Source organism: Kocuria sp. U4B, assembly GCF_054875615.1.
The window spans coordinates 2,545,407-2,565,736 of the sequence record NZ_CM142180.1; the positions used below are offsets into that span (position 1 = coordinate 2,545,407).

At 74.1% G+C, this 20,330-nt stretch carries 21 protein-coding genes and 1 tRNA gene; 9 read left to right on the plus strand and 13 right to left on the minus strand.

The genetic code is table 11. From position 1 onward, the window contains the following. Positions 1–9 precede the first annotated feature (9 nt). The 5 genes from ACYSMR_RS12095 to ACYSMR_RS12115 form a co-directional block, all read right to left on the minus strand. Positions 10–639, minus strand: a complete 630-nt coding sequence (locus ACYSMR_RS12095) for a glycosyltransferase family 2 protein (protein ID WP_461745497.1) — start codon at positions 637–639, stop codon at positions 10–12. 357 nt (positions 640–996) lie between these two features. Next, a complete protein-coding gene (locus tag ACYSMR_RS12100) occupies positions 997–1,428 on the minus strand; it encodes an ATP-binding protein (protein WP_461745499.1) in 432 nt (143 codons plus the stop codon). Then, complete coding sequence (locus tag ACYSMR_RS12105) at positions 1,421–1,753, minus strand: STAS domain-containing protein (protein ID WP_251333178.1); 333 nt, start codon at positions 1,751–1,753, stop codon at positions 1,421–1,423. The genes ACYSMR_RS12100 and ACYSMR_RS12105 overlap by 8 nt, the downstream gene beginning before the upstream one ends. After that, positions 1,737–3,692, minus strand: a complete 1,956-nt coding sequence (locus ACYSMR_RS12110) for a glycosyltransferase family 2 protein (RefSeq protein ID WP_461745501.1) — start codon at positions 3,690–3,692, stop codon at positions 1,737–1,739. Before ACYSMR_RS12110 ends, ACYSMR_RS12105 begins: the two co-directional genes overlap by 17 nt. After that, complete coding sequence (locus tag ACYSMR_RS12115; RefSeq protein ID WP_461745503.1) at positions 3,689–4,792, minus strand: PP2C family protein-serine/threonine phosphatase; 1,104 nt, start codon at positions 4,790–4,792, stop codon at positions 3,689–3,691. Before ACYSMR_RS12115 ends, ACYSMR_RS12110 begins: the two co-directional genes overlap by 4 nt. Positions 4,793–4,871: 79 nt before the next feature. On the opposite strand from ACYSMR_RS12115, the gene ACYSMR_RS12120 reads away from it, so the two are divergent. Beyond that, positions 4,872–6,575: a sensor histidine kinase gene (locus ACYSMR_RS12120; protein WP_309125413.1), complete on the plus strand. Its 1,704-nt coding sequence runs from the start codon at positions 4,872–4,874 to the stop codon at positions 6,573–6,575. A 68-nt stretch (positions 6,576–6,643) separates the two neighbouring features. On the opposite strand, the gene ACYSMR_RS12125 is transcribed toward ACYSMR_RS12120, so the two are convergent. Continuing rightward, a tRNA-Thr gene (locus ACYSMR_RS12125) sits at positions 6,644–6,716 on the minus strand. A 229-nt stretch (positions 6,717–6,945) separates the two neighbouring features. Between ACYSMR_RS12125 and ACYSMR_RS12130 the strand changes: the two genes are divergently transcribed. Then, a complete protein-coding gene (locus tag ACYSMR_RS12130; protein ID WP_461745506.1) occupies positions 6,946–7,674 on the plus strand; it encodes an HAD-IA family hydrolase in 729 nt (242 codons plus the stop codon). Here the strand turns inward: ACYSMR_RS12130 and ACYSMR_RS12135 are convergent. From ACYSMR_RS12135 to tmk, 4 genes are read right to left on the minus strand one after another with little or no spacing between them, the layout of a single operon-like run. Then, a complete protein-coding gene (locus ACYSMR_RS12135) occupies positions 7,661–8,239 on the minus strand; it encodes a HutD family protein (protein WP_309125415.1) in 579 nt (192 codons plus the stop codon). The two genes, ACYSMR_RS12130 and ACYSMR_RS12135, sit on opposite strands and share 14 nt — an antisense overlap. 31 nt (positions 8,240–8,270) lie before the next feature. Beyond that, entirely contained in the window at positions 8,271–9,851 is a 1,581-nt protein-coding gene (locus tag ACYSMR_RS12140; protein WP_461745509.1) for an alpha/beta hydrolase, read from the minus strand. Positions 9,852–9,883: 32 nt separating this feature from the next. Further along, positions 9,884–11,023 (minus strand): DNA polymerase III subunit delta', encoded by a 1,140-nt coding sequence (locus ACYSMR_RS12145; RefSeq protein WP_251333171.1) that lies wholly within the window; start codon positions 11,021–11,023, stop codon positions 9,884–9,886. After that, on the minus strand, positions 11,020–11,733 hold the full coding sequence (tmk, locus tag ACYSMR_RS12150) for a dTMP kinase (protein WP_461748021.1): 714 nt from the start codon (positions 11,731–11,733) through the stop codon (positions 11,020–11,022). The genes ACYSMR_RS12145 and tmk overlap by 4 nt, the downstream gene beginning before the upstream one ends. Before the next feature lie 104 nt (positions 11,734–11,837). Between tmk and ACYSMR_RS12155 the strand changes: the two genes are divergently transcribed. Beyond that, positions 11,838–13,004 (plus strand): trans-sulfuration enzyme family protein, encoded by a 1,167-nt coding sequence (locus tag ACYSMR_RS12155; protein WP_461745512.1) that lies wholly within the window; start codon positions 11,838–11,840, stop codon positions 13,002–13,004. A 9-nt stretch (positions 13,005–13,013) separates the two neighbouring features. Next, the gene (locus ACYSMR_RS12160; protein WP_308222184.1) at positions 13,014–13,346 is read left to right on the plus strand and encodes a DUF2516 family protein; all 333 of its coding nucleotides are present in this window, start codon (positions 13,014–13,016) and stop codon (positions 13,344–13,346) included. Positions 13,347–13,376: 30 nt separating this feature from the next. Here the strand turns inward: ACYSMR_RS12160 and ACYSMR_RS12165 are convergent, their stop codons facing one another. Then, positions 13,377–14,180 carry a class I SAM-dependent methyltransferase gene (locus ACYSMR_RS12165; protein ID WP_461745514.1) on the minus strand — a complete coding sequence of 268 codons (804 nt, stop codon included), beginning with the start codon at positions 14,178–14,180 and terminating at the stop codon, positions 13,377–13,379. Between the two features lie 97 nt (positions 14,181–14,277). Between ACYSMR_RS12165 and ACYSMR_RS12170 the strand changes: the two genes are divergently transcribed. Next, the gene (locus ACYSMR_RS12170) at positions 14,278–15,036 is read left to right on the plus strand and encodes a phosphoglyceromutase (protein WP_461745516.1); all 759 of its coding nucleotides are present in this window, start codon (positions 14,278–14,280) and stop codon (positions 15,034–15,036) included. A 99-nt stretch (positions 15,037–15,135) separates the two neighbouring features. On the opposite strand, the gene phoU is transcribed toward ACYSMR_RS12170, so the two are convergent. After that, the gene (gene phoU, locus ACYSMR_RS12175; RefSeq protein WP_251333167.1) at positions 15,136–15,828 is read right to left on the minus strand and encodes a phosphate signaling complex protein PhoU; all 693 of its coding nucleotides are present in this window, start codon (positions 15,826–15,828) and stop codon (positions 15,136–15,138) included. 219 nt (positions 15,829–16,047) lie between these two features. On the opposite strand from phoU, the gene ACYSMR_RS12180 reads away from it, so the two are divergent. Continuing rightward, positions 16,048–17,301 (plus strand): sensor histidine kinase, encoded by a 1,254-nt coding sequence (locus ACYSMR_RS12180; protein ID WP_251333166.1) that lies wholly within the window; start codon positions 16,048–16,050, stop codon positions 17,299–17,301. Further along, positions 17,298–17,978 carry a response regulator transcription factor gene (locus ACYSMR_RS12185; RefSeq protein WP_309125420.1) on the plus strand — a complete coding sequence of 227 codons (681 nt, stop codon included), beginning with the start codon at positions 17,298–17,300 and terminating at the stop codon, positions 17,976–17,978. Before ACYSMR_RS12180 ends, ACYSMR_RS12185 begins: the two co-directional genes overlap by 4 nt. A 79-nt stretch (positions 17,979–18,057) precedes the next feature. On the opposite strand, the gene ACYSMR_RS12190 is transcribed toward ACYSMR_RS12185, so the two are convergent. Next, entirely contained in the window at positions 18,058–18,672 is a 615-nt protein-coding gene (locus ACYSMR_RS12190) for a hypothetical protein (protein ID WP_251333164.1), read from the minus strand. Positions 18,673–18,829: 157 nt separating this feature from the next. On the opposite strand from ACYSMR_RS12190, the gene ACYSMR_RS12195 reads away from it, so the two are divergent. Next, entirely contained in the window at positions 18,830–19,312 is a 483-nt protein-coding gene (locus ACYSMR_RS12195; RefSeq protein ID WP_047803020.1) for a CarD family transcriptional regulator, read from the plus strand. Positions 19,313–19,522: 210 nt separating this feature from the next. Further along, entirely contained in the window at positions 19,523–20,329 is an 807-nt protein-coding gene (locus ACYSMR_RS12200) for an IspD/TarI family cytidylyltransferase (RefSeq protein WP_251333163.1), read from the plus strand. The last annotated feature ends 1 nt before the right edge of the window (position 20,330 follow it).

Here is a 20,330-nt window from a genome sequence, read left to right on the forward strand (position 1 = left end):
CCGGCCGGCTCAGCGGCCGGCGACCGCCACCGCGTGCTGCGGCACCCGGGCGTTCTCCCGTTCGTCAGCGGCCTCCTGCGCGCCGGCGACCTCCCGCACCGCAGCGGCCTCCGCCGCCGGGACGGTCTCGGCCCCCACGGGGCTCGAGAGCCGCCAGCCGACCGTCTCGAGGTCGAGGGCGAGGCGCACCTGCCCCGTCACGGGGCCCTCGTCGTAGTAGCGGCCGAACGCGCGGTGGACGTCCTCCAGCGCCTGCCACCGGACCAGGGCGGCGGAGCCGGTCCCGGCGCCGCGCCGGGCGGCGACGGCGCCCACGTTGCGGTCGCCGAGCGCCGCGACGGCCTGCTCCAGGAACCCGGACGGCAGCTCCGCCTGCGCGTCGAGCACCAGGACGAGATCCGCCGGTCCCAGCCGCACCGTCCCCAGGGCCTGGTTCAGCGCCCCGGCCTTCCGGTGGGCGTTGTCGACGGTGAGCAGCACCTCGGCGCCGGACCGCAGCGCCGAGTCCACGGTCGAGTCCGTGGACTCGTCCGAGATCACGAGGACGCGCTCCGGCGGCCGGCTCTGGCCGCGCAGGGCCGCGACGGCCCGCTCCACGCCCGCCCCGTCGTTGTGCGCGGCAATGATCGCGGTGATCATGATGAACTCCTCCGGACTCTTCGGCCCGTGCTCCGTCCCGGCGGTGCCGGACGTCCGGAGCCGGTCTCCCCCCCGGCCGGACGTCCTCGTCAGGAGCTTCCCCCACTGGACTTCCTGCACCCCACTCTAGGCGCCGCCTCCGACTGTTCACAGAGGCAAATGCGGGGACAGCGCCTCCGCCGCGCCTGTCCCCCAGGCGCCGGTGCCATGCATCTGCATCCTCTCCTCAGTGGCTCCTGACGCATCCCGTCGGCCGGCAGACCGGTCCCGGTCCTCGTCCCCGGCGCCCCCGTGGCGCCGGGAGCTCGTGCCGGGCCCGTCGGCCCTGCTCGTGCTCGCCCCCGGTCCTGACCGCGGCTAGGCCGGGTCCGGACCGCACTCCCGGCACAGCTCCCACACGTTCGTGTCCCCGTGGCGCTCGAAGACCACCCGGCTCACGAGGGCCTGGATGAGGGCGAGGCCCCGCCCGGACTCGTCGTCCGCCGCCGGCATGGCCCCGCCCAGGTCGACCTGCGCCGGGGCGGCGCCGATCTCGTAGATGGTCGCCTCCAGCCGGTGCGGGCCCGCGGCGAGGTCCACCTCGAGCTCGATCGGGGCCTCCGCCGCCGGCACGGCGTGGACCACGACGTTGCCGGCGGCCTCCACGACCGCGAGGGCGAAGGCCATCCGGTCGGTCTCCGGGACGTGGCCCGCGGCGCCCCAGAGGGCCTCGAGATCGCCGTGCAGGGCGTCGACGGTCTGGGCCGTGGCGGGCCCGCGGCGGGAGCGGCGGGCCGAGGGCTCAGTCACCGGCGAACGCCTCGTCGGCGCTGGCGTAGGGGGTGAGCACCCGGTGCATGCTGGTCAGCTCCAGCACCATCCGCACCTGCGGGCTGACGTTGGCGATGCGCAGGTCGCCCCCGGCCTGGCGGGCCAGCTTCAGGCAGCCGATGAGGGCGCCGAGGCCGGACGAGTCCATGAACTCGGTCCCGCCCAGGTCGACCACCACGTGGGTCGACCCGTCGGCGACGACGTCGGCCACCACCTCGCGCAGGCGCGGGGCGCCCACCATGTTCAGCCGGCCGGTGCCCGTGATGTGGGCGAACGTCGGTTTCTGCTCAACCGTGAACTGCATCGGCATTCCTCTCCTCGGGGACGGACCCCTTGTACTTGGCGGCGGTGATCAGCACGCTCAGGACCACGAGGTCGACTGCGACCCAGGCGGTGCTGACAAGCGTGCCGAGAAGGTCGTTGAAGCCCAGCGCGGCGCGCACGACGCCGACGACCAGGGCGACGCCCAGCAGCCCCATGGCGATCAGCTGCGGACGGATCAGGCGCCAGGGCGGCCCGCCGTCCTGGCGGGCCTCCGGGGTCACGGCCCGGCCCAGGGGCCGGCCGAACCACACGCTGCGCGCGGCCGTGGTGCAGGCCTTGATCCAGGTCGGGAACAGCGCCAGGCTGTACTGCCGACCGCGCCAGGTGGGGATGCCGCGGGCCACCACGACGAGCAGCAGCTGGCTGGCGACCATGAAGGGGACGAACCGGACGAAGAAGTCCGTACTGAGGCTCGTGACCGGCAGGACCCCCAGCACGAGGTAGACGATGGGCGCGGCGATGTAGACCACGGCCGCGAAGCCTGCCAGGCAGCTCCACATCGTGGCGAAGTACATGAGCCGCTGTCCCCAGGTCATCCTCCGCTGCACGAGGGGGTTCTCCCGCAGCAGCACCTGCATCGTGCCCTGGGCCCAGAGCAGGCGCTGGGCGAGCATGGTCCTGAGGTCCTCCGGGGCCAGCCCGTGGGCGAGGACCTCGTGGTGGTACACGCTGCGCCAGCCGAGGCCGTGCAGGCGCATGGAGGTGGCCATGTCCTCGGTGACCGAGATGGTCGCCAGCGGCGCCACCGGCTGGACCTCGCCGGGCCGGTCCACGGACACCGCCTCGAGCACCTCCCGGACGGGCTCGACGGAGGCCAAGGGGGAGAGGTCGCGGCGGGACATCCGGTCCACGGCGGCCTCGAGCTCCTCGGGCCAGACCATCCCGCTCTCCGGGGGGAGTTCGAGCGCCGCGATCTCGGCGAGGTCCGCCTGGATGGCCGTGAAGTCCTGGGTGACCGTCCGTCGCGCGGCGGCGTCCACGTCCCGCTGCAGCCGATAGGTGATCTCGGTCAGCGGGGTGCCGGCACGCAGCCCGGACCGGGCCCGGGACGTGGCAGCCTCGACGTCGTCGAGCATGCCGACGACGACCGGATCGGCGGCCTCCGGCGACCGGCGGGCCTTCCGGAGGGCGGCGCGGGCGCGGGCGAGGGACTCCCTGACGTCCCGCTCGACCTCCCGGACGTAGCCCGTGTGGCCCAGCTGCATCAGCGCCTCCCGGCGCAGGATCGCGTTGGAGCCGCAGAAGAAGGCCGCGTTCCAGCCGTCCTTGCCCTGCTGGAGCGGGCCGTGGAACAGCGGGGCCTGGCTGCCCAGCGGGTCGCTCTCGGGCACGTTGACGAACCACTGCGGGGTCTGGACCAGGGCGACCTTGCGGTCGTTGAACCAGCCCAGGGTCCGGTCGAGGATCTCGGGCTCGGGGACCTGGTCGGCGTCGAGGATCAGCAGGAACTCGCCCTGGGTCATCATCAGGGCGTTGTTGAGGTTGCCGGCCTTGGCGTGGCGGGGCCGGTCCGCCCAGTCGGCGCTGCGGGTGAGGTAGCCCAGCCCGTGCTCGGCCGCGAGCGCCTCGAGCTCGGGGCGGGCGCCGTCGTCGAGGATCCACGTATTGTGCGGGTACCGGATCGCCTGCGCGGCCAGGGCGGTGCGCAGCACGAGTTCCGGCGGCTCGTCGTAGGCCGTGACGAACACGTCCACCGTGGCGCCCGCGGGCGGCGGGCCCGCCGGGCCGCGGCGCTCGGGCCGCCAGACCGTCAGGCCGAAGAGCGTCACACCGATGAGGCTGTAGGTCTCGGCCAGCACCAGCGGCACGGCGATCCACCACGCGGACCAGTTCAGCGACTCCAGCCACCGCCACGCCACGTAGTTGACGCCCAGCAGGACGGTCAGGAGGGCGACCAGCCGGACGAGGACCCGGTTCACGGACCGGCGCCGGGGCGGCGGCGCAGCACGACGGCGGTGACGTCGTCGCTCGCGCCCTGCCCCGGGACCATGCCGAGGAGCGCCTCGCAGGCGACGCGGGCGTCCGCGTGGGCGGTGACGGAGGCGGCGACGGCGCGCGCGGCCTGCTCGACGTCGTCGAAGACGTCGAGCATTCCGTCGCTGACGACGACGAGCGCGTCCCCGGGGTCCAGCGACACGCGCCCGGGCACCCACCCGCTGCCGGGCACGGCCCCGACCGGAGGACCGCTCGGCGGGAGCCGGTCCACCCCGCCCGCGTGGACGTGCAGGCCCAGCCCGTGGCCGGCGTCGACGTAGTCGACGACCCCGCTCTCCGCGTCGAGCCGGGCCGAGAAGACGGTGACGAAGGACCCGGACTGCTGCAGGTCCTGCTCGAGGTGGCGGCCGGCGTCGGCGAAGGCCTCGGCCAGGTCCGGCAGTGGCGCCGTGGAGCGCATCACCGCGCGCACGGTGGCGGCGATGAGAGCGGCGCCCATGCCCTTGCCCATGGCGTCCGCGACCGTCAGCTGCACCCCGTCCCCGGCGGCGTGCCAGTCGAAGAAGTCCCCGCCCACGCTGCGGGAGGGCCGGCAGGCCCCGGCGAGCTCGTAGCCGGAGACCGCGGGGGTGCCGAGCGGCAGGAGGCTGCGCTGGACCTCGGCGGCCCGGCGCAGCTCCTCGGCGTCGGCCTGCTCGGCCCGCCCCCGCGGGCGGCGGAACATCGCCTCGATCCGCGCCTGCAGCTCGCGCGGGCTGAACGGCTTGCTGATGTAGTCGTCGGCGCCCAGCTCCAGCCCGCTGAGCCGGTCGGCCTCGCCGGGCCGCGCGGTGACCATGAGCAGGTAGGCGTCGGAGAACTCGCGGACCCTGCGGCAGACCTCCAGGCCGTCGAGATCGGGCAGGTTGAGGTCCAGGGTGATGAGGTCGGCGCCCCCGCGGCGGACCGCGTCCAGCCCTTCCTGGGCCGTGGCGGCGGTCGCCACCGTGAAGCCGCGCATGCGGATGGTCTGGGCGAGCAGGTTGCGGATGTCGTCGTGATCCTCGATCACCACGGCACGGCGACCCTGGGGGGAGGGGGTCATGGCTCAATTAAGCCGCTAATCTTTGCGAATGTCACCCCGACCCCCGCGAGGTGGCCAAAACTTCGTCGGAGGACCCGCCGTGGATCGCATCCTCAACGCCTTCGTCCTCAACAAGGTAAGCTTCCACACCCTCTCCCTGCGCGGCCGGGTGGTGCTCACCCAGCTGCCGCTGTCCGCGACCATGCTCTTCCTGCTGCTGGGCGTGTGCGTCTTCCACCGCCCGGTGCTGGCCGAGCCGCTCTTCCAGCTGTCGATGCTCCTGAACGCCGTCCTGCTGCTGCTGTGCTTCGCCGTTCCGTGGGACCGGCTGCCGTACCCGAGCTTCCTCGTCGTGCCGGTGCTGGACTTCGTGCCCATCGGCCTGCTCCGCGAAGGGGTGGGGACCAGCCTGACGGGGGCGGGCCTGCTGGCCACCTTCCCCGTGATCTGGCTGGCCGCCTCCGGGCAGCTGCCCCGCCTCGCCGTTCCGCTCGGCACCCTGCTGACCCTGGTGATGGTGTGGCTGCCGCTCTTCGTGCGGGACGTGCCGCTGACCGCGGACACCCTGTCCAACCCGCTGCTCGTCCCGTTCATGATGCTGGCCATCGGGCTCACCGTGCAGGTGCTGGACCGGAGCATGGAGCAGCAGAAGGCGGAGCTCGAGGCGAAGGACGAGCGGCTCGAGGGCCTGCTCGCGCAGAGCGCGCACCGGGAGCGGCTGCTCCACGCGATCGTGGAGGCCGTGGACGTGGGGGTGCTCGCCGTCGACGCCGACGGCCACGACATCCTCATGAACCGCCGGCAGCGGTGGATCCACGAGCTGGCGCTGCCGGACGGGGTCCACGACGGCGCGGAGGCCGACCTGCTGGTCTACGCGGACGGCGAGGGGACGCCCCTGCCGGCGGAGGACCGTGCGGCGGCGCGGGCTGTGCGCGGGGAGTCCTTCTCGGACTACCTGGTGTGGACCGGGCGGCCTCCCGCCCAGCGCGTGCTCTCCGTCTCGGCCCGGCCGATGCACGACGAGCACGGCCGCCCGGAGGGCTCCGTCCTCGCGTTCAACGACGTCACCGACCTCGTCGACGCGCTCCAGGCCAAGGACGACTTCCTGGCCGGGGTCTCGCACGAGCTGCGCACCCCGCTGACCTCCATCCGGGGCTACACCGAGCTCCTGGCCATGGACGACCAGCTGCCCGGGCACGTCCGCTCCGGTCTGGAGGTGGTCGAGCGCAACGCGGACCAGCTGCTCGTCCTCGTGGAGGACCTGCTCGGCACGGCGACCCGCGTGCTGGAGCTGCAGCCGGTGCGCACCGACCTCGTGCAGGTCGTCCAGCAGTCCGCCGCGGCGGCGGAGCTGCGGGCGGCCGAGGCGGGCGTCGACCTACGCGTCGAGGTCCCGCCGCGCCTGGAGCTCGTTTGCGACCCCGTGCGCATCGGCCAGGTCCTGGACAACCTGCTGTCCAACGCGATCAAGTACTCCCCGGGCGGCGGACCCGTGACGGTGCGGGTGTCCCCGGCCGGCGGCGCCGTGCAGGTGCAGGTCGCCGACCGGGGCATGGGCATGCGCCCCGAGGACGCCGAGCACGTCTTCGGCCGGTTCGTGCGCAGCCACAACGCCCGGATGAGCGCCATCCCGGGACTGGGCCTCGGGCTGGCCGTGGCCCGGGAGATCGTCGAGCACCACGGCGGGACCATCCGGTGCGAGAGCGCCCTGGGGGAGGGAACGGTCTTCACCGTCACGCTGCCGCTCGACGGCCCCGCCGCGGCGCCCGCCGCTGAGCGGGAGCCCGTCCGCGGCACCGCGTGAGGCCGGGCCTGCCGCCGGAACGACGAAGGCTCCGGTCCCTGGCGGGACCGGAGCCTTCGTGCTGCGCGAGCCTCCTGTCGGAATCGAACCGACGACCTTTTCATTACGAGTGAAACGCTCTACCGACTGAGCTAAGGAGGCCTGCACGTCGCCGTCCGGGACGGGATCAGTGCACGTGAAACTGTAGCAGAGGACGCCACGCCGCCGTAATCGGGGCCCGGCGCGCCGCCGGGGGAGTTCGTCGCCGGTTCACCCGGGCTTCGACCGGGGCGCCTTACCGCGGCGCCGGCCGGGTCCGCACCATGGGGGCACACGAGGAGGAGGGTGCGGCGGTGCACCGCCCCGCCGCACCCACGACGGGAGGACCCCAGTGAGCATTCCGGCCGAGACCGCGCGAGGGCTGCGCCTGGCCTTCATCGACATGTCCGGGACCGTGTTCCACGACAACGGGCTCACGGAGCGGGCCTTCGCGCGGACCGTGGCCGGGCTCGGCGTCGACCCCGGCTCGGAGCGGTTCCGGCAGATGTTGGGCCACGTCCGCGGCACCCTCGGCCGGTCCAGGGCCGAGGTCCTCGAGCAGCTCTTCGCGGACGAGCCCCGGTGCGCGCAGCGGGCCGTGCGGGACCTCGGGCGCCACCTCGGCGAGCTGCTCGCCGCCGAGGGCGTCCGGCCCGTGGCCGGCGCCGAGCGGGCGGTCGCCGAGCTGCGGGAGGCCGGTCTCCGGGTGTGCCTGGCCACCGGCTACGACCGGCACACCCAGAACACGATCCTCGAGCAGCTCGGCTGGATGGGGCTGGCCGACCTCAGCCTGTGCCCCTCGGACGCGGGCCGGGGCCGGCCCTGGCCGGACATGGTGCTCACCGCCGTGCTGGCCCTGGACCTCGGCGACGTCCGTGAGGTCATGGTGGTGGGCGACACCGCCGCCGACGTGCAGGCGGGCCTGCGGGCCGGGTCGGCCGCCGTCGTCGGGGTCCGGACGGGGGCCCACGACGACGCCTCCCTGCGCGCGGCCGGCGCCCACGCGGTCGTCGACTCGATCCGGGACGTCCCCGCCCTCCTGGCCGACGCCCGCCGGGGCGCCCGGCTCAGGTCGGCGTGACGGGACCGGCGACCGGGTCCAGCGACACGACCGCCACGAAGCCCCGGCCCGTCAGCTCCGGGCTCTCCGGCTCGGTCCCGCGCACGGCGTCGTAGACGGCCAGCTCCGTGCGCCGCCCGCCGGCGGCCACGGCGGCGCGGCCGGTGAGCAGGACGGCGAGCTGGTCCGCGAACACGGGGTGCGGCCGCTGCTTCGACAGCTCGAGCACGACCACGTGCGCGCGCACGGCGTCCCGGTGCGCCAGGACGTCGAGGACGCGGACGGGGCCCGTGGGCAGGGCCGCGGGGAGCGGGACGTCCCCGGCCGTGCGTCCCGGGCGGTGGCGCTCCAGGGCCAGCTCCCCGCCGCCGGCGGACACGACCAGCAGCTCGCCGTCGACCACCGTCAGGACGCGCTCCGCCCCGGCGGCAGCCGGCAGCGCGCCGGGCCGTTCGACGTCGCGCAGGGACAGCGACCAGCCGTCGCCGGACGCGAGCTCGCGCGTGGCCCATCCTCCGGGCCGGGTGACGGGCAGGTCGGCGGCGCGCAGCACCGTCGTCCCGGGGTCGTGGTGCGCAGCGGTCACAGGGGCCTCCGAGGAGCGGGAGCGGACGGGATCAGGAACAGGTGGTGCCCTCGTCGGGCAGCGCGCCCTCGAGCAGGTAGCCGTCCACGGCCTCCCGCACGCACGGGCTGCCCGAGGTGTAGGCGGTGTGGCCCCAGCCGTCGTAGGTCAGCAGCCGCGCGGCGCCGAGCTGCTCCACGAGCGCCTCGGACCACGAATAGGGGGTCGCGGGGTCGTGGGTGGTGCCGACCACCAGGATCGGGTCGGCGCCCTCGGCTTTGAGCGGGGCCGGGGCGTCGGCCGCGTCCACGGGCCAGCCCTGGCACGCGGCCTCCCCGTAGCCGAGATAGGGGCCGAAGGTCGGCGCCAGCTCCTCCAGGCGCTCCTGCTCCTGGGCCATCTGCTCGTCGGTGAGCGTCTCGTCCGGCTGGTCGAGGCAGTTGACCGCGGTGAACGCGAGGGTCGTGTTCGCGGTGTACACGCCCTGCTCGTTGCGCCCGTGGTTGTAGTCGGACATCGCCATCAGCTGGGAGAGGTCCCCGTCGAAGGCGGCGCGCAGGGCGTCGTTGAGCTGGGAGTAGTTCGCGGGGGAGTACAGCGGGACGAGGATGCCCTCGACCACGTTCGTGGCGGTGACCCGGCGGCCGTCGGGGACGGTCACGGTCTGCTCCTCGACGGAGGCGATGAGCTGCTGGATCCGTCTCGTCGCCTCCTCCTCCGACCCTGCGACCGCGCAGTCCCGGATCTCGGCCTGGCAGTACTGCACCCAGTGCCGCAGGTTCTCCTCGAAGCCCGCGGCCTGGTCCGCCACGGCCTGCGCGTTGCTCAGGGCCGGGTCCACCCCGCCGTCCAGGACCAGCCGGCCCACGCGCTCCGGGAACAGGTCGGCGTACCTCGCCCCCAGATGGGTGCCGTAGGAGAAGCCCAGGTAGGTGATGCGCTCGTCGCCCAGCACGGCGCGCAGCACGTCCATGTCCCGGGCGGCGCTCTCGGTGTCCATCTCGGCGACGACGTCGCCGGAGTTCGCCACGCACTCGGCGCCGATCCGCTCGTACTGGTCGCGGATCTCCTGCGCGGGCCGGGCGCCGGGGTCGAACATCGGCTCGGCCCGCCACGCGTCCATCTCCGCGTCCTCGAGGCACCGGATCCCGGCGGAGCGGCTCACGCCCCGGGGGTCGAACCCGACCACGTCGTAGGCCTTCCGCACGTCGTCGGTGACCATGTGCTCGGCGTTGAGCATGGCGTCCACCCCGGAGACCCCGGGCCCGCCCGGGTTCAGCAGCAGGCTCCCGCGGGCCTGCCCGGCCGCGGGCAGCCGGGACATCACCACGGTGGTCGCCTCCCCGTCGGGGTCCTCCCAGTCCAGCGGCACCTCGACGTCGGCGCACTGCAGGTCCTCGTCCGCCCCGCGCGTGTCCACCTCGAACACGCAGTCCTCCCAGGACACGGTCTGCGTGTAGAAGGTGCGCAGCTCCTCGGGGACGCCCTCGACGACGGCGCCGCTCGCGCCCCCCGACGTCGGCTCGCCCGTCCCGGGCCCGGACGCGGCGCAGCCGCTCAGGAGCAGGGCGGCGGCGGTGAGCGCCGCGACGGAGGGACGGGCGCGGCGGGGGAGGGCGGGGCGTCGGCTCACGGGGGCTCCTTGGGGGTGGGAGACGGGCGGGGTCAGAGCAGGGAGACGGCCATCGCCTCGAAGGCCAGCTGCGCGCTGACGTTGGTGCGGATCCGGTCCCGGGTCCGGCTGATCGCGTCGATGCGGTGCAGCGTCTGCTCGGGGGACGAGTTGGACGCGTGGTCCCGCAGCTGCTCGGCGAGGTGCTCGTTGACGAGGGCCGAGCCCGTGCGCAGCTGCAGGGTCAGGACGTCACGGTAGAACGTGGTGAGGTCGATGAGGAAGCGGTCGAGCGTGTCGGTCTGGATCCGCCGGGACCGGCGCTTCTGGTCGGCCTCGAGCCGGTTGAGCGCCCCGCGGATCGCGGGGGGCACCCGCCCGGACTCCGGGGCGCCCAGGGCGACGAGCAGCTGCTTCTTCTCCGACTCGTTGCGCGCCTCGGCGTCGGCCTGGGACTCCTCCACGGCGATCTTGTGCAGCCGGTCCGCGGCGCGCACGGCGTCGGGCACCCCGGCGAGCTTCAGCGGCATGGACACGACCTCCTGCCGGCGCGTGCGGGCGTCGTCGTAGAGGGCCAGGCGCTTGGCGATCCCCACGTGGGACTGGGCCAGCCGGGCGCTCTCCTCCGCGCGCCGGCGCGGGACCCCGTGGCGGCGGATCAGCAGCTCCGCGACGTCCTCGACCGCGGGGACCTTCAGGGTGGCCGGGCGGCAGCGGGAGCGGATGGTCACGAGCACGTCCATGGGGCTGGGGGCGCACAGCAGCCAGATCGTGCTGGGCGGCGGCTCCTCGATGGCCTTGAGCATCACGTTGGAGGTGCGCTCCACCATGCGGTCGGCGTCCTCGACCACCATGACGCGCCAGCGCCCGACCGAGGGCTTGTCCTGGGCGCGCACCACGAGCTCGCGCGCCTCCTCGATGGTGATCTGCGGGTTCTCGGTCACGAAGTGGGTGAGGTCCGCGTGGGAGCTCGCGAGCACCGTGCGGCACGCGTGGCACACGCCGCACCCGCGCTCGTCCGGGTCCGCCTGCTCGCACAGCAGGGCCGCCGCGAACGCGAGCGCCGCGTTGGAGCGCCCGGAGCCGGGCGGCCCGGTGAACAGCCACGCGTGCGTGGGCCGGTCCTCCCGGGCGGCGCGGCGCAGCTGCGCCACCACGGCGTCCTGGCCCAGCAGCTGGTCCCACACGCTCACGCGCCCACCTCCGCGGCCGGCCGCGGGTGCCCGGCGAGGCGGGCGTGCACGGCCTCGGCGACCTCCGCGGCGAGCTCCTCGGGGGGCCGGACGGCGTCGAGCACGAGGTAGCGGCCCGGGTCGCGGGCGGCCAGCGCGAGGAACGCCTGCCGGTTCGCGTCGTGGAAGGCGTCCGGCTCGGTCTCCAGCCGGTCGCCGTCGCGGCCGTCGCGCAGCTCGCGGCGGGCGCGCCCGGTCCCGGCGGGGACGTCGAGCAGGACGGTGAGGTCGGGCACGAGCCCGGCGGTGGCCCAGTCGTTGAGCGCGGCGACGCGGTCGACGCCCAGGCCCCGCCCGGCGCCCTGGTAGGCGGCGGAGGAGTCGGCGAAGCGGTCGGAGACGACGGTCCGCCCGGCGGCCAGGGCCGGGCGGATGAGCTGCTCGACGTGGGCGGCGCGGGCGGCGGCGAACAGCAGGGCCTCGGTGCGCGCGTCCACGGGCGCGTGCGCCGGGTCCAGCACGAGGCCCCGCAGCGTCTCGCCCAGGGGCGTGCCGCCGGGCTCCCGGGTGCGCACGACGTCGTGGCCCCCGGCGCGCAGGGTTTCCACCAGGCGCCGCACCTGCGTGGACTTCCCGGCGCCGTCCCCGCCCTCGAACACGACGAAGACCCCGCGCCCGGAACGGGCGGGGGAGGGGGCGGCGGGGGCCGGTGCGGGGTCCGCTGGGGAGATCACCCTCCAAGAGTATCGACCCGGGCGGACGGCGGGGTGCCGCCACCCGCAGGACGTGGAGCGGGCGGGTCCGGACGGGTCCGGCGGGCCGATACCCTGGGGCCATGACTGCGCGCCCCGAGGACATCCCCGCCCACGACGCCGACCTGCGCCCGGACACCGTCGTGGTGGCCGGCGGGCGGCCCGCCCCCGAGCACGACGCCCCGGTCGGGCCCTCGATCGTGCTGACCTCCACCTACCGGGGCTCCGGGGAGCTGCGCGACGCCGACCGCGCCTACGGCCGGTTCAGCAACCCCACGTGGGAGGACGTCGAGGACGTGCTGGCGCGGCTGGAGCGGGCGGAGCTGCCCGGGCTGCTCTACGCCTCGGGCCTGGCGGCCATCGCCTCGGTGCTCTCCCTCGTCCCGGCCGGCGGTCGGCTCGTGCTGCCCCGGCACAGCTACCAGGGCTCCCTCGCACTGGCCTCCGACCTCGAGGCGCGCGGGCTCCTGAGCGTCACCACCGTCGACGTCGCCGACACCGAGCAGACCGTGGCGGCCCTCGAGGGCGCGGACGCACTGTGGCTGGAGAGCCCCACGAACCCCATGCTCGAGGTCGCGGACGTGCCCGCGCTGCTCGCGGCGGCCCGGGAGCGCGGGGTGCTCTCGTGCGTGGACAACACGTTCGCCACGCCGCTGGTGCAGCGACCGCTGGAGCACGGCGCGGACGTCGTGGTGCACTCGGTCACCAAGTACCTCGCGGGCCACTCCGACGTCGTGCTCGGCGCGGCCGTCACCTCCGACCCGGAGCTGCGCGGGCGGTTGAAGAAGCACCGCTCCCTGCACGGGGCGATCCCCGGGCCTTTCGAGGCGTGGCTGGCGCTGCGGGGGATGCGCACCCTGGCCCTGCGGGTCGAGCGCTCGACGGCCACGGCCGGCGAGCTCGCCCGCCGCCTCGCGGAGCACCCCGCGGTGCGCGAGGTCCGCTACCCGGGACTGCCCGGGGACCCCGGCCACGCGCGGGCCGCCGCGCAGATGGACGGCTTCGGCTCCGTCGTCGCGATCGTCCCCGCCGGGGACGTCGGGGCCGTGGAGGCGGCCGTGGACGCCCTGCGCCTGTGGACGCCGGCGACCTCCCTCGGCGGGGTCGAGTCGCTCGTGGAGCGCCGCCGCCGCCACCACGAGGAGCCGCACAGCGTGCCCGAGACGCTGCTGCGCCTGTCCGTGGGGATCGAGAACGTCGAGGACCTGTGGGCGGACCTGGACCGCGCCCTGTCCGGGATCGACCGGTAGGCTGACCCCGTGGACATTCCCGGCATCATGGCCATCCCCTGGGTCTTCTATCTCGTGCGCTGGATCGACATCGCCCTGGCGCTGGTCGTCGCGGGCCTCGCCGCCTGGGCCTTCGTGGACTGCGTGACGAAGGCGCCCATCCAGTTCCAGCGGGCGTTCAAGCGCACCAAGGGGTTCTGGCTTGCCCTCACGGGCGGCTCCCTCGCGTTCACGGCCTTCACGCTGCTGGTGCAGCGGCCCAGCCTGTTCATCCTGCTCATCGCGGGCACGGCCGTGGGCGTGTACCTCGCCGACGTCCGCCCGGCCGTGGGCCTGGAGTCCAAGGGTCCCAGCAACTGGTGAGCCCGCCCCGGGCCCGTCCGGCCCGGGCGCTCAGGGGGCGACGGCGGCCCAGCGCACGGTGACCTCCCCGAGCCGCCAGCGGGCGGGTCCGTCCAGCACGGGCCAGCCCTGCTCCCGCACCGTGCGGCACGCCGCGATCCACCGCTGCCGGTGGCCGAAGGCGGCCAGGGGGGCGGCCGCGAGCCACGCGGCGTCGAGCGCGGCCAGCCACGCGTGCACGCGCTCGCCGGGGACGTTGCGGTGGATGAGGGCCTTGGGCAGCCGCTCGGCGACGTCGGAGGGCCGCTCGACCGCGCCGAAGCGGCACGAGAGCGTCAGCGTGCGCGGGCCCTCCGGACCCACGCAGATCCACGCGGCGCGCCGGCCGATCTCGTCGCACGTGCCGTCCACGAGCACCCCGTCCGGGGCCAGCCGGTCCCGGACCATGTCCCAGACCCCCGGGACCTCGCCGACCGGGTACTGGCGCAGCACGTTGAACGCGCGCACGAGCGCAGGAGCCCGCCCGTCGGTCGGCAGCTCGAACCCGCCCACCCGGAACTCCAGCCCGGGGCCCGCCAGCGGCAGGGCCGCGGCGACCCGCGCGGGGTCGATCTCGATGCCCAGCACCTGCGCGTCGGCGCGCACGGGGCGCAGCCGGTCGCGCAGCTCCACCGCGGTCGTGGGGGAGGCGCCGAAGCCGAGGTCCACGACGAGCGGGTCGGCGGCCCCGCGCAGCACCGGGGCGAGGGGGCCGGTGAGGTAGCGGTCCACGCGGCGCAGCCGGTTGGGGCCGGTGGTGCCGCGGGTGGCGACGCCCACGGGGCGGGCGGGGCGGGACAGGAGCAGGCTGGGCACGGGGGACCACTGTAGCGGCCCCGGCGCCGCGGCACGGGCAGCGCCTCCGTCGGCGCGCGCTTTCAGTGCAGCGCCGCCCCGGTGGAAGAATGAGGGCATGGCTACTGAATCAGCACCGTACAAGCTCGTCCTGCTGCGCCACGGGCAGTCCGACTGGAACGACAAGAACCTGTTCACCGGCTGGGTGGACGTGGACCTGACCGAGAAGGGCCGCGCGGAGGCGGTGCGCGGCGGCGAGCTGCTCGTCGAGAAGGGCATCGCCCCGGACGTGCTGCACACCTCCCTGTTGCGCCGGGCGATCACCACCGCGCACCTGGCCCTGGACCGGGCGGACCGGCACTGGATCCCCGTCAAGCGCTCGTGGCGGCTCAACGAGCGCCACTACGGGGCCCTGCAGGGCAAGGACAAGACCCAGATCCGCGAGGAGTACGGGGAGGAGCAGTTCATGGTCTGGCGCCGCTCCTACGACGTCCCGCCGCCCGAGCTGGAGGACACCTCCGAGTTCTCCCAGGCCGGGGATCCCCGCTACGCCGACGTCCCGAACCTGCCGCGCACCGAGTGCCTCCAGGACGTGCTCGAGCGCTTCATGCCGTACTGGGAGGACGAGATCCTCCCCGACCTGCGCGCCGGGCGCACCGTGCTGGTCGCCGCGCACGGCAACTCGCTGCGCGCGCTGGTGAAGCACCTCGACGGGATCTCGGACGAGGACATCGCGGGGCTGAACATCCCCACGGGCATCCCGCTCTACTACGAGCTGGACCACAACTTCCGCCCGGTGGTCGCCGGCGGCACCTACCTCGACCCCGAGGCCGCCGCGAGCTCGATCCAGGCCGTGGCCAACCAGGGCAAGAAGTAGCCCGCACCCACGACGACGGCGGCCCGGCACCACGAGCAGTGGTGCCGGGCCGCCGCCGTCGTGCGCCCCCGGGGTCGCGGGCTCAGCGGGCGGGTGCCCTCACGCGTCGCTGCCGAGGTGGCCGTGGCCGGTGGGGCGGTCGGCGGTGGGCGCCACCCAGTCGCCGGTCACGAGGTAGGAGACCTTGCGGGTCACCGACACGCCGTGGTCGCCGATGCGCTCCAGGTAGCGCGAGCACAGGGTGACGTCCACGGCCGTGGGCACGGACGAGCTCCAGTTCGGGTCGGCGAGGGCCTCGAAGACCGACTGGTGCAAGGTGTTGATCTCGTGCTTGAGGGCGTAGATGTCGTCGGCGAGGGTCAGGTCGCGGGTGCTGAGGACCTGGATGACGCGGTCGACGATCTGCAGGTCGAGGTCGATCATCCGGGTGAAGGTCCCCACGAGGGACTCGGGGATGACCGGCGCGGGGTAGCGCAGCCGGACCAGCTGGGCCAGGTGGCGGGCGAGGTCGCCCATGCGCTCGAGGGACGCGCTCATCCGCAGGGCGCCCACGATCATCCGCAGGTCCGAGGCGACCGGGCTCTGCAGGGCCAGGATGTCGATGGAGCGCTCGTCGAGGTCGTTCTGCAGGAAGTCGATCCGGGCGTCGTTGGAGATGACCTCCTCGGCGAGCTGGATGTCGGCGTTGAACAGGGCGTCCTTGGAGCGCTCGAGGGCCTCGCGCACGAGGGTCGCGATCTGGATGAGCTCCTCACCGACCTGGTGGAGTTCTGCCTGGAAAACCTTACGCACGGATGCGTCCTTTCGAGATGCGGCGACGCCCTCCGGCCCCGCGCCCGGGCGGCGCGCGACGGGGGGCGGGATGACGGCGGGGCGGGTGCGGGCACACCCGACGCCACGGTCACAGCCAGGGATGAACTTTCGCCCATCCTAGGGTGAACGTCCGTTGAACCTGTAGCCCGTGACGTCCCCCGCGGTCCCGGGGCGCAACGGTGCCCCTAAGCTGGATCCGTGAATCCCACTGCCATCGCCGTCCTCGCGGGTCTGATCGGTTTCGCCCTGGGGGTGAGCGGGCTGGTCGCCCTCCAGATGAGCGCCCGCGGGCGCCGGGCCCGCGCCGACGTCCAGGAGCCCGTCCTGCCGGACGGCGCCGCCGACGTGCTCTCCGTGATCGGGCGCGCCTACGTGGTGGTCGACGGCGTCGACGGCGTCGTGCGCGCCTCGCCGGCCGCCTACGCGTTCGGGCTGGTGCGGGGCCACACCGTGGTGCACGAGCAGATGTTGGAGATGATCCGCCGGGCCCGCCGCAGCGGCGTCATCGAGGAGCGGCGCGTCGAGCTGGGCCGGGGGCCCTTCCAGACGGGCACCGTGGTGCTCGACGTCCGGGTCGCGCCCATCGCGGAGGAGTACATCCTGCTGCTGGCCGACGACCAGACGGAGATCGTGCGGGCGCAGTCGATCCGCAACGACTTCGTCGCCAACGTCTCCCACGAGCTCAAGACCCCCGTGGGCGCGATCGGCCTGCTCGCCGAGGCCATCGAGGGCGCCGCCGAGGACGAGGAGGCGGTGCGCCGCTTCGCGCGGCGCCTGCACAAGGAGTCCGCGCGCCTGACCGCCCTCGTCCAGGACATCATCGAGCTCTCCCGGCTGCAGGGTGCCGACGTGGTCACCGAGGGCCGCCCGGTGGACCTCCAGCGGGTGGTCGCCGACGCTGTGGACCGCAACCGCTTCCCCGCGGAGAGCCGGCGGATCGACATCGTGGTGGGCGGGCGCGTCACCCGCCCCGTCTACGGCGACCCCGACCTGCTGGTCACGGCCCTGCGCAACCTCATCGACAACGCGGTGCGCTACTCCCCGGAGGGCACCCGCGTGGGCGTCGGCGTGCGGGAGCGGGACGGCATGGCCCAGATCTCCGTCACCGACCAGGGCCCGGGGATCCCGGAGGACGAGCAGGACCGCATCTTCGAGCGCTTCTACCGGGTGGACACGGCCCGCTCCCGCCAGACCGGCGGCACCGGCCTCGGCCTGAGCATCGTCAAGCACGTCATGTCCCAGCACGGCGGGGAGGTCACCGTCTGGTCCCAGGCCGGGCGCGGCTCCACCTTCACGCTGAGCATCCCGCAGATCGAGGACGCGGACGACGCCGAGCACCCGGCCCCCGGCGCGGCCTCCGCGGCGACGGCCGCGCCCCGCACCCCCCAGGCAACGACCCCACGGCCGCCCGCCACCGCGGCACCGGCCGGGAACACGGAGGACCGACAGTGACACGCATCCTGATCGTCGAGGACGAGGAGTCCCTCAGCGACCCCCTGGCCTACCTGCTCGGGAAGGAGGGGTTCGAGGTGCAGGTCGTGGACAACGGGCTCGACGCCGTGACGGAGTTCGACCGCACCGGGGCGGACCTGATGCTGCTGGACCTCATGCTCCCCGGCCAGTCGGGCACCGAGGTGTGCCGGCAGGTGCGGCAGCGCTCCTCCGTGCCGATCATCATGCTCACCGCCAAGGACGCCGAGATCGACAAGGTCGTGGGCCTCGAGCTCGGCGCCGACGACTACGTCACCAAGCCCTACTCCTCCCGCGAGCTCGTGGCCCGCATCCGCGCGGTCCTGCGCCGGCAGGCCGAGCCGGAGGAGCTCGTCGCGGCGACCGTCCACGCCGGGCCCGTGCGGATGGACATCGAGCGGCACGTGGTCAGCGTCGACGGCGAGCCGGTCGCCATGCCGCTCAAGGAGTTCGAGCTGCTGGAGATGCTGCTGCGCAACGCCGGGCGCGTGCTGACCCGCGGCCAGCTCATCGACCGGGTGTGGGGCTCCGACTACGTGGGGGACACCAAGACCCTCGACGTGCACGTCAAGCGCCTGCGCGCCAAGATCGAGCCGGACCCCTCGTCCCCGCGCCACCTCGTGACCGTGCGGGGGCTGGGATACAAGTTCGAGCCCTGAGCCGCCCGCGCCCCGCACGGGCGAGGGGCCCGGGGACCGATCGGTCCCCGGGCCCCTCGCCCGTGCGCTCCGGCGGGCGTCAGTGCCCGCCCGCGGCCTCGTTGCCCTGGCCGGCCTCGCCGTTGTCCTGGCTCTCCGGGGCCTCCTCGCCGCCACCCTCGCCGACCTGGCCCTCGACGAGCGCCGGGGTGTTGGACGGGTTGGCCGGAGTGGTGGGCGCGCCGCCCGGGATGAACTCGGCGTAGCGCTCGAAGGTGTGGTCCAGCACCGGCACGGACTCGGTCCCGGACTCGCCGGAGGCGCTGAACTCGGTCTTGACCATGCGCCCGGGGTCGGCGCCGGCCGGGTCGAGGATCACGGGCGTCTCGTTCTCGAGCAGGTACGTCTCGCCGGCGGGGACCTCGACCTGCGCGGTGGCGCCGCCGGCGTTCACCGACACGGTCACGGGGTCTCCCGAGATGTTGCTGATGCTGCCGAGCAGGCGGCCCGGGGACTCGGCGTCCTTGGCCACGATCAGCATGTCCGTCAGCTGCACCGTGCTCATCTCGAGGACGATGCCGTCCGCGGGCGCGTACCCGACGTCGGCCGTGGCGACCGGGTTGATGGCGCTGCACCCGGTGGCGGACAACAGGGCGGCCACGGCGGCGGCACTCAGGCCAGCGCGCTTCAGCTTCTTGCGGGCGGCGATCTTCACGGCGCGTACTCCTCGGGAGCTCAGGACGGTGTCCTGTCCAGCCTATCCGTCTGCCGACGGATCGTCTGCATCGCCGGGGTCCGGGCAGGCCCCTCCCGGCCGGATCGGCGAACCCTACACCATGTTAGAATGGGAGTTCTGAAAGGGGTATTTCCATATGGTTTTTGAGGTTGGCGAGACGGTTGTCTACCCGCACCACGGTGCGGCGACCATCGAGGAGATCAAGACCCGCACCATCAAGGGCGAAGAGAAGATGTATCTCAAGCTCAAGGTGACCCAGGGCGATCTGGTGATCGAGGTTCCCGCGGAGAACGTGGATCTGGTGGGCGTGCGCGACGTCGTCGACGAGGACGGCCTGAAGAAGGTCATCTCCGTCCTCCAGGCGAAGGACACGGAGGAGGCCAGCAACTGGTCCCGCCGCTACAAGGCCAACCTCGAGAAGCTTGCCTCCGGGGACGTCCTCAAGGTGGCCGAGGTCGTGCGCGACCTGTGGCGCCGCGACCGCGACCGCGGCCTGTCGGCCGGGGAGAAGCGGATGCTCACGAAGGCCCGCCAGATCCTCACCTCCGAACTGGCGCTGGCCAAGAAGATCGACGAGGAAGAGGCCGAGAAGCGCCTCGACGACATCCTCGCCTCCTGATCCCCGCGTGACCCGCAACGCAGTGCGCTCCACGACGACGGCGGACCCGCCCACCCCGGGCGGGTCCGCCGTTTCTCGTGGACCCGCGGCGCTCGTGGGGCGTGCCGCTCCCCGGGGGCGTGCGGGTGCGGTCGTGCTAGGGTTCTCGTCGTCCTGGCCAGGAGCCTCCCCGGCCCGCCGCCAGGCCCCCACGCACGTCCTGCCATTGCGGTGCGACACCTGCAGTGCGCCGAGCAGAAACGAGGTCCCGGTCTGAGCGGAACCCTGGCGGTCGTCCCGTGCTCCTCGGCCTTCACCCGCCTGCGCCCGGGGGCGTGCCCCTTCACCACCTCCGCCCTCAGGGGACGGAGCGTCTTCGCGCACGCCCTCGCCACCCTGGCCGAATGCCCCTCCGTCACCGACGTCGTGGTCCTCACGGACGACCGGAGCCGTCCGGAGATCGACGAGTGCCTCACCGGTCCGCTGAGCGGGACGCGCGTGCACCTGCTGCCGCCCGCCCGCCCCGGGGCGGAGGTCGCAGCGCTGCTGGCCCACTGCTCCCGGCTGGCCGCGGAGCACGGCTACCGCAACGTGGTGGTCCACCGGCTCTCCCACGCCCTGGCGAGCCCCCGGCTGATCGGGTCGGTGGTGGAGGCCCTGGAGTCGGGCCACGACGTCGTGGTCCCCGCCATCCCGGTCGTGGACAGCATCAAGGTGGTCCGTGACGACGGGTCGGGGCTGATCTCCGACGCCGTGGACCGCGACCAGGTGAGAGTCCTGCAGAGCCCCTGGGGCTTCTCCGCCGAGGCGCTGGGGCATGTCGAGGGCCTGCCGCCCGTCCGCACCGAGGACCCGAAGAGCGGGGAGACGTCGGTGCGCAAGGCGTTCGTCACGCTGGCCCACGGGATCGCGGACCGCATGGGCGGCGAGGTGACGGTGCTCCCCGGGGAGATGCAGGCGATTCCCATGATCGCCCTGGTGGACGTGATCCGCGCGGAGATCTTCCACGAGGGCAGCGCCGCCTTCCGGAAGCTCTGAG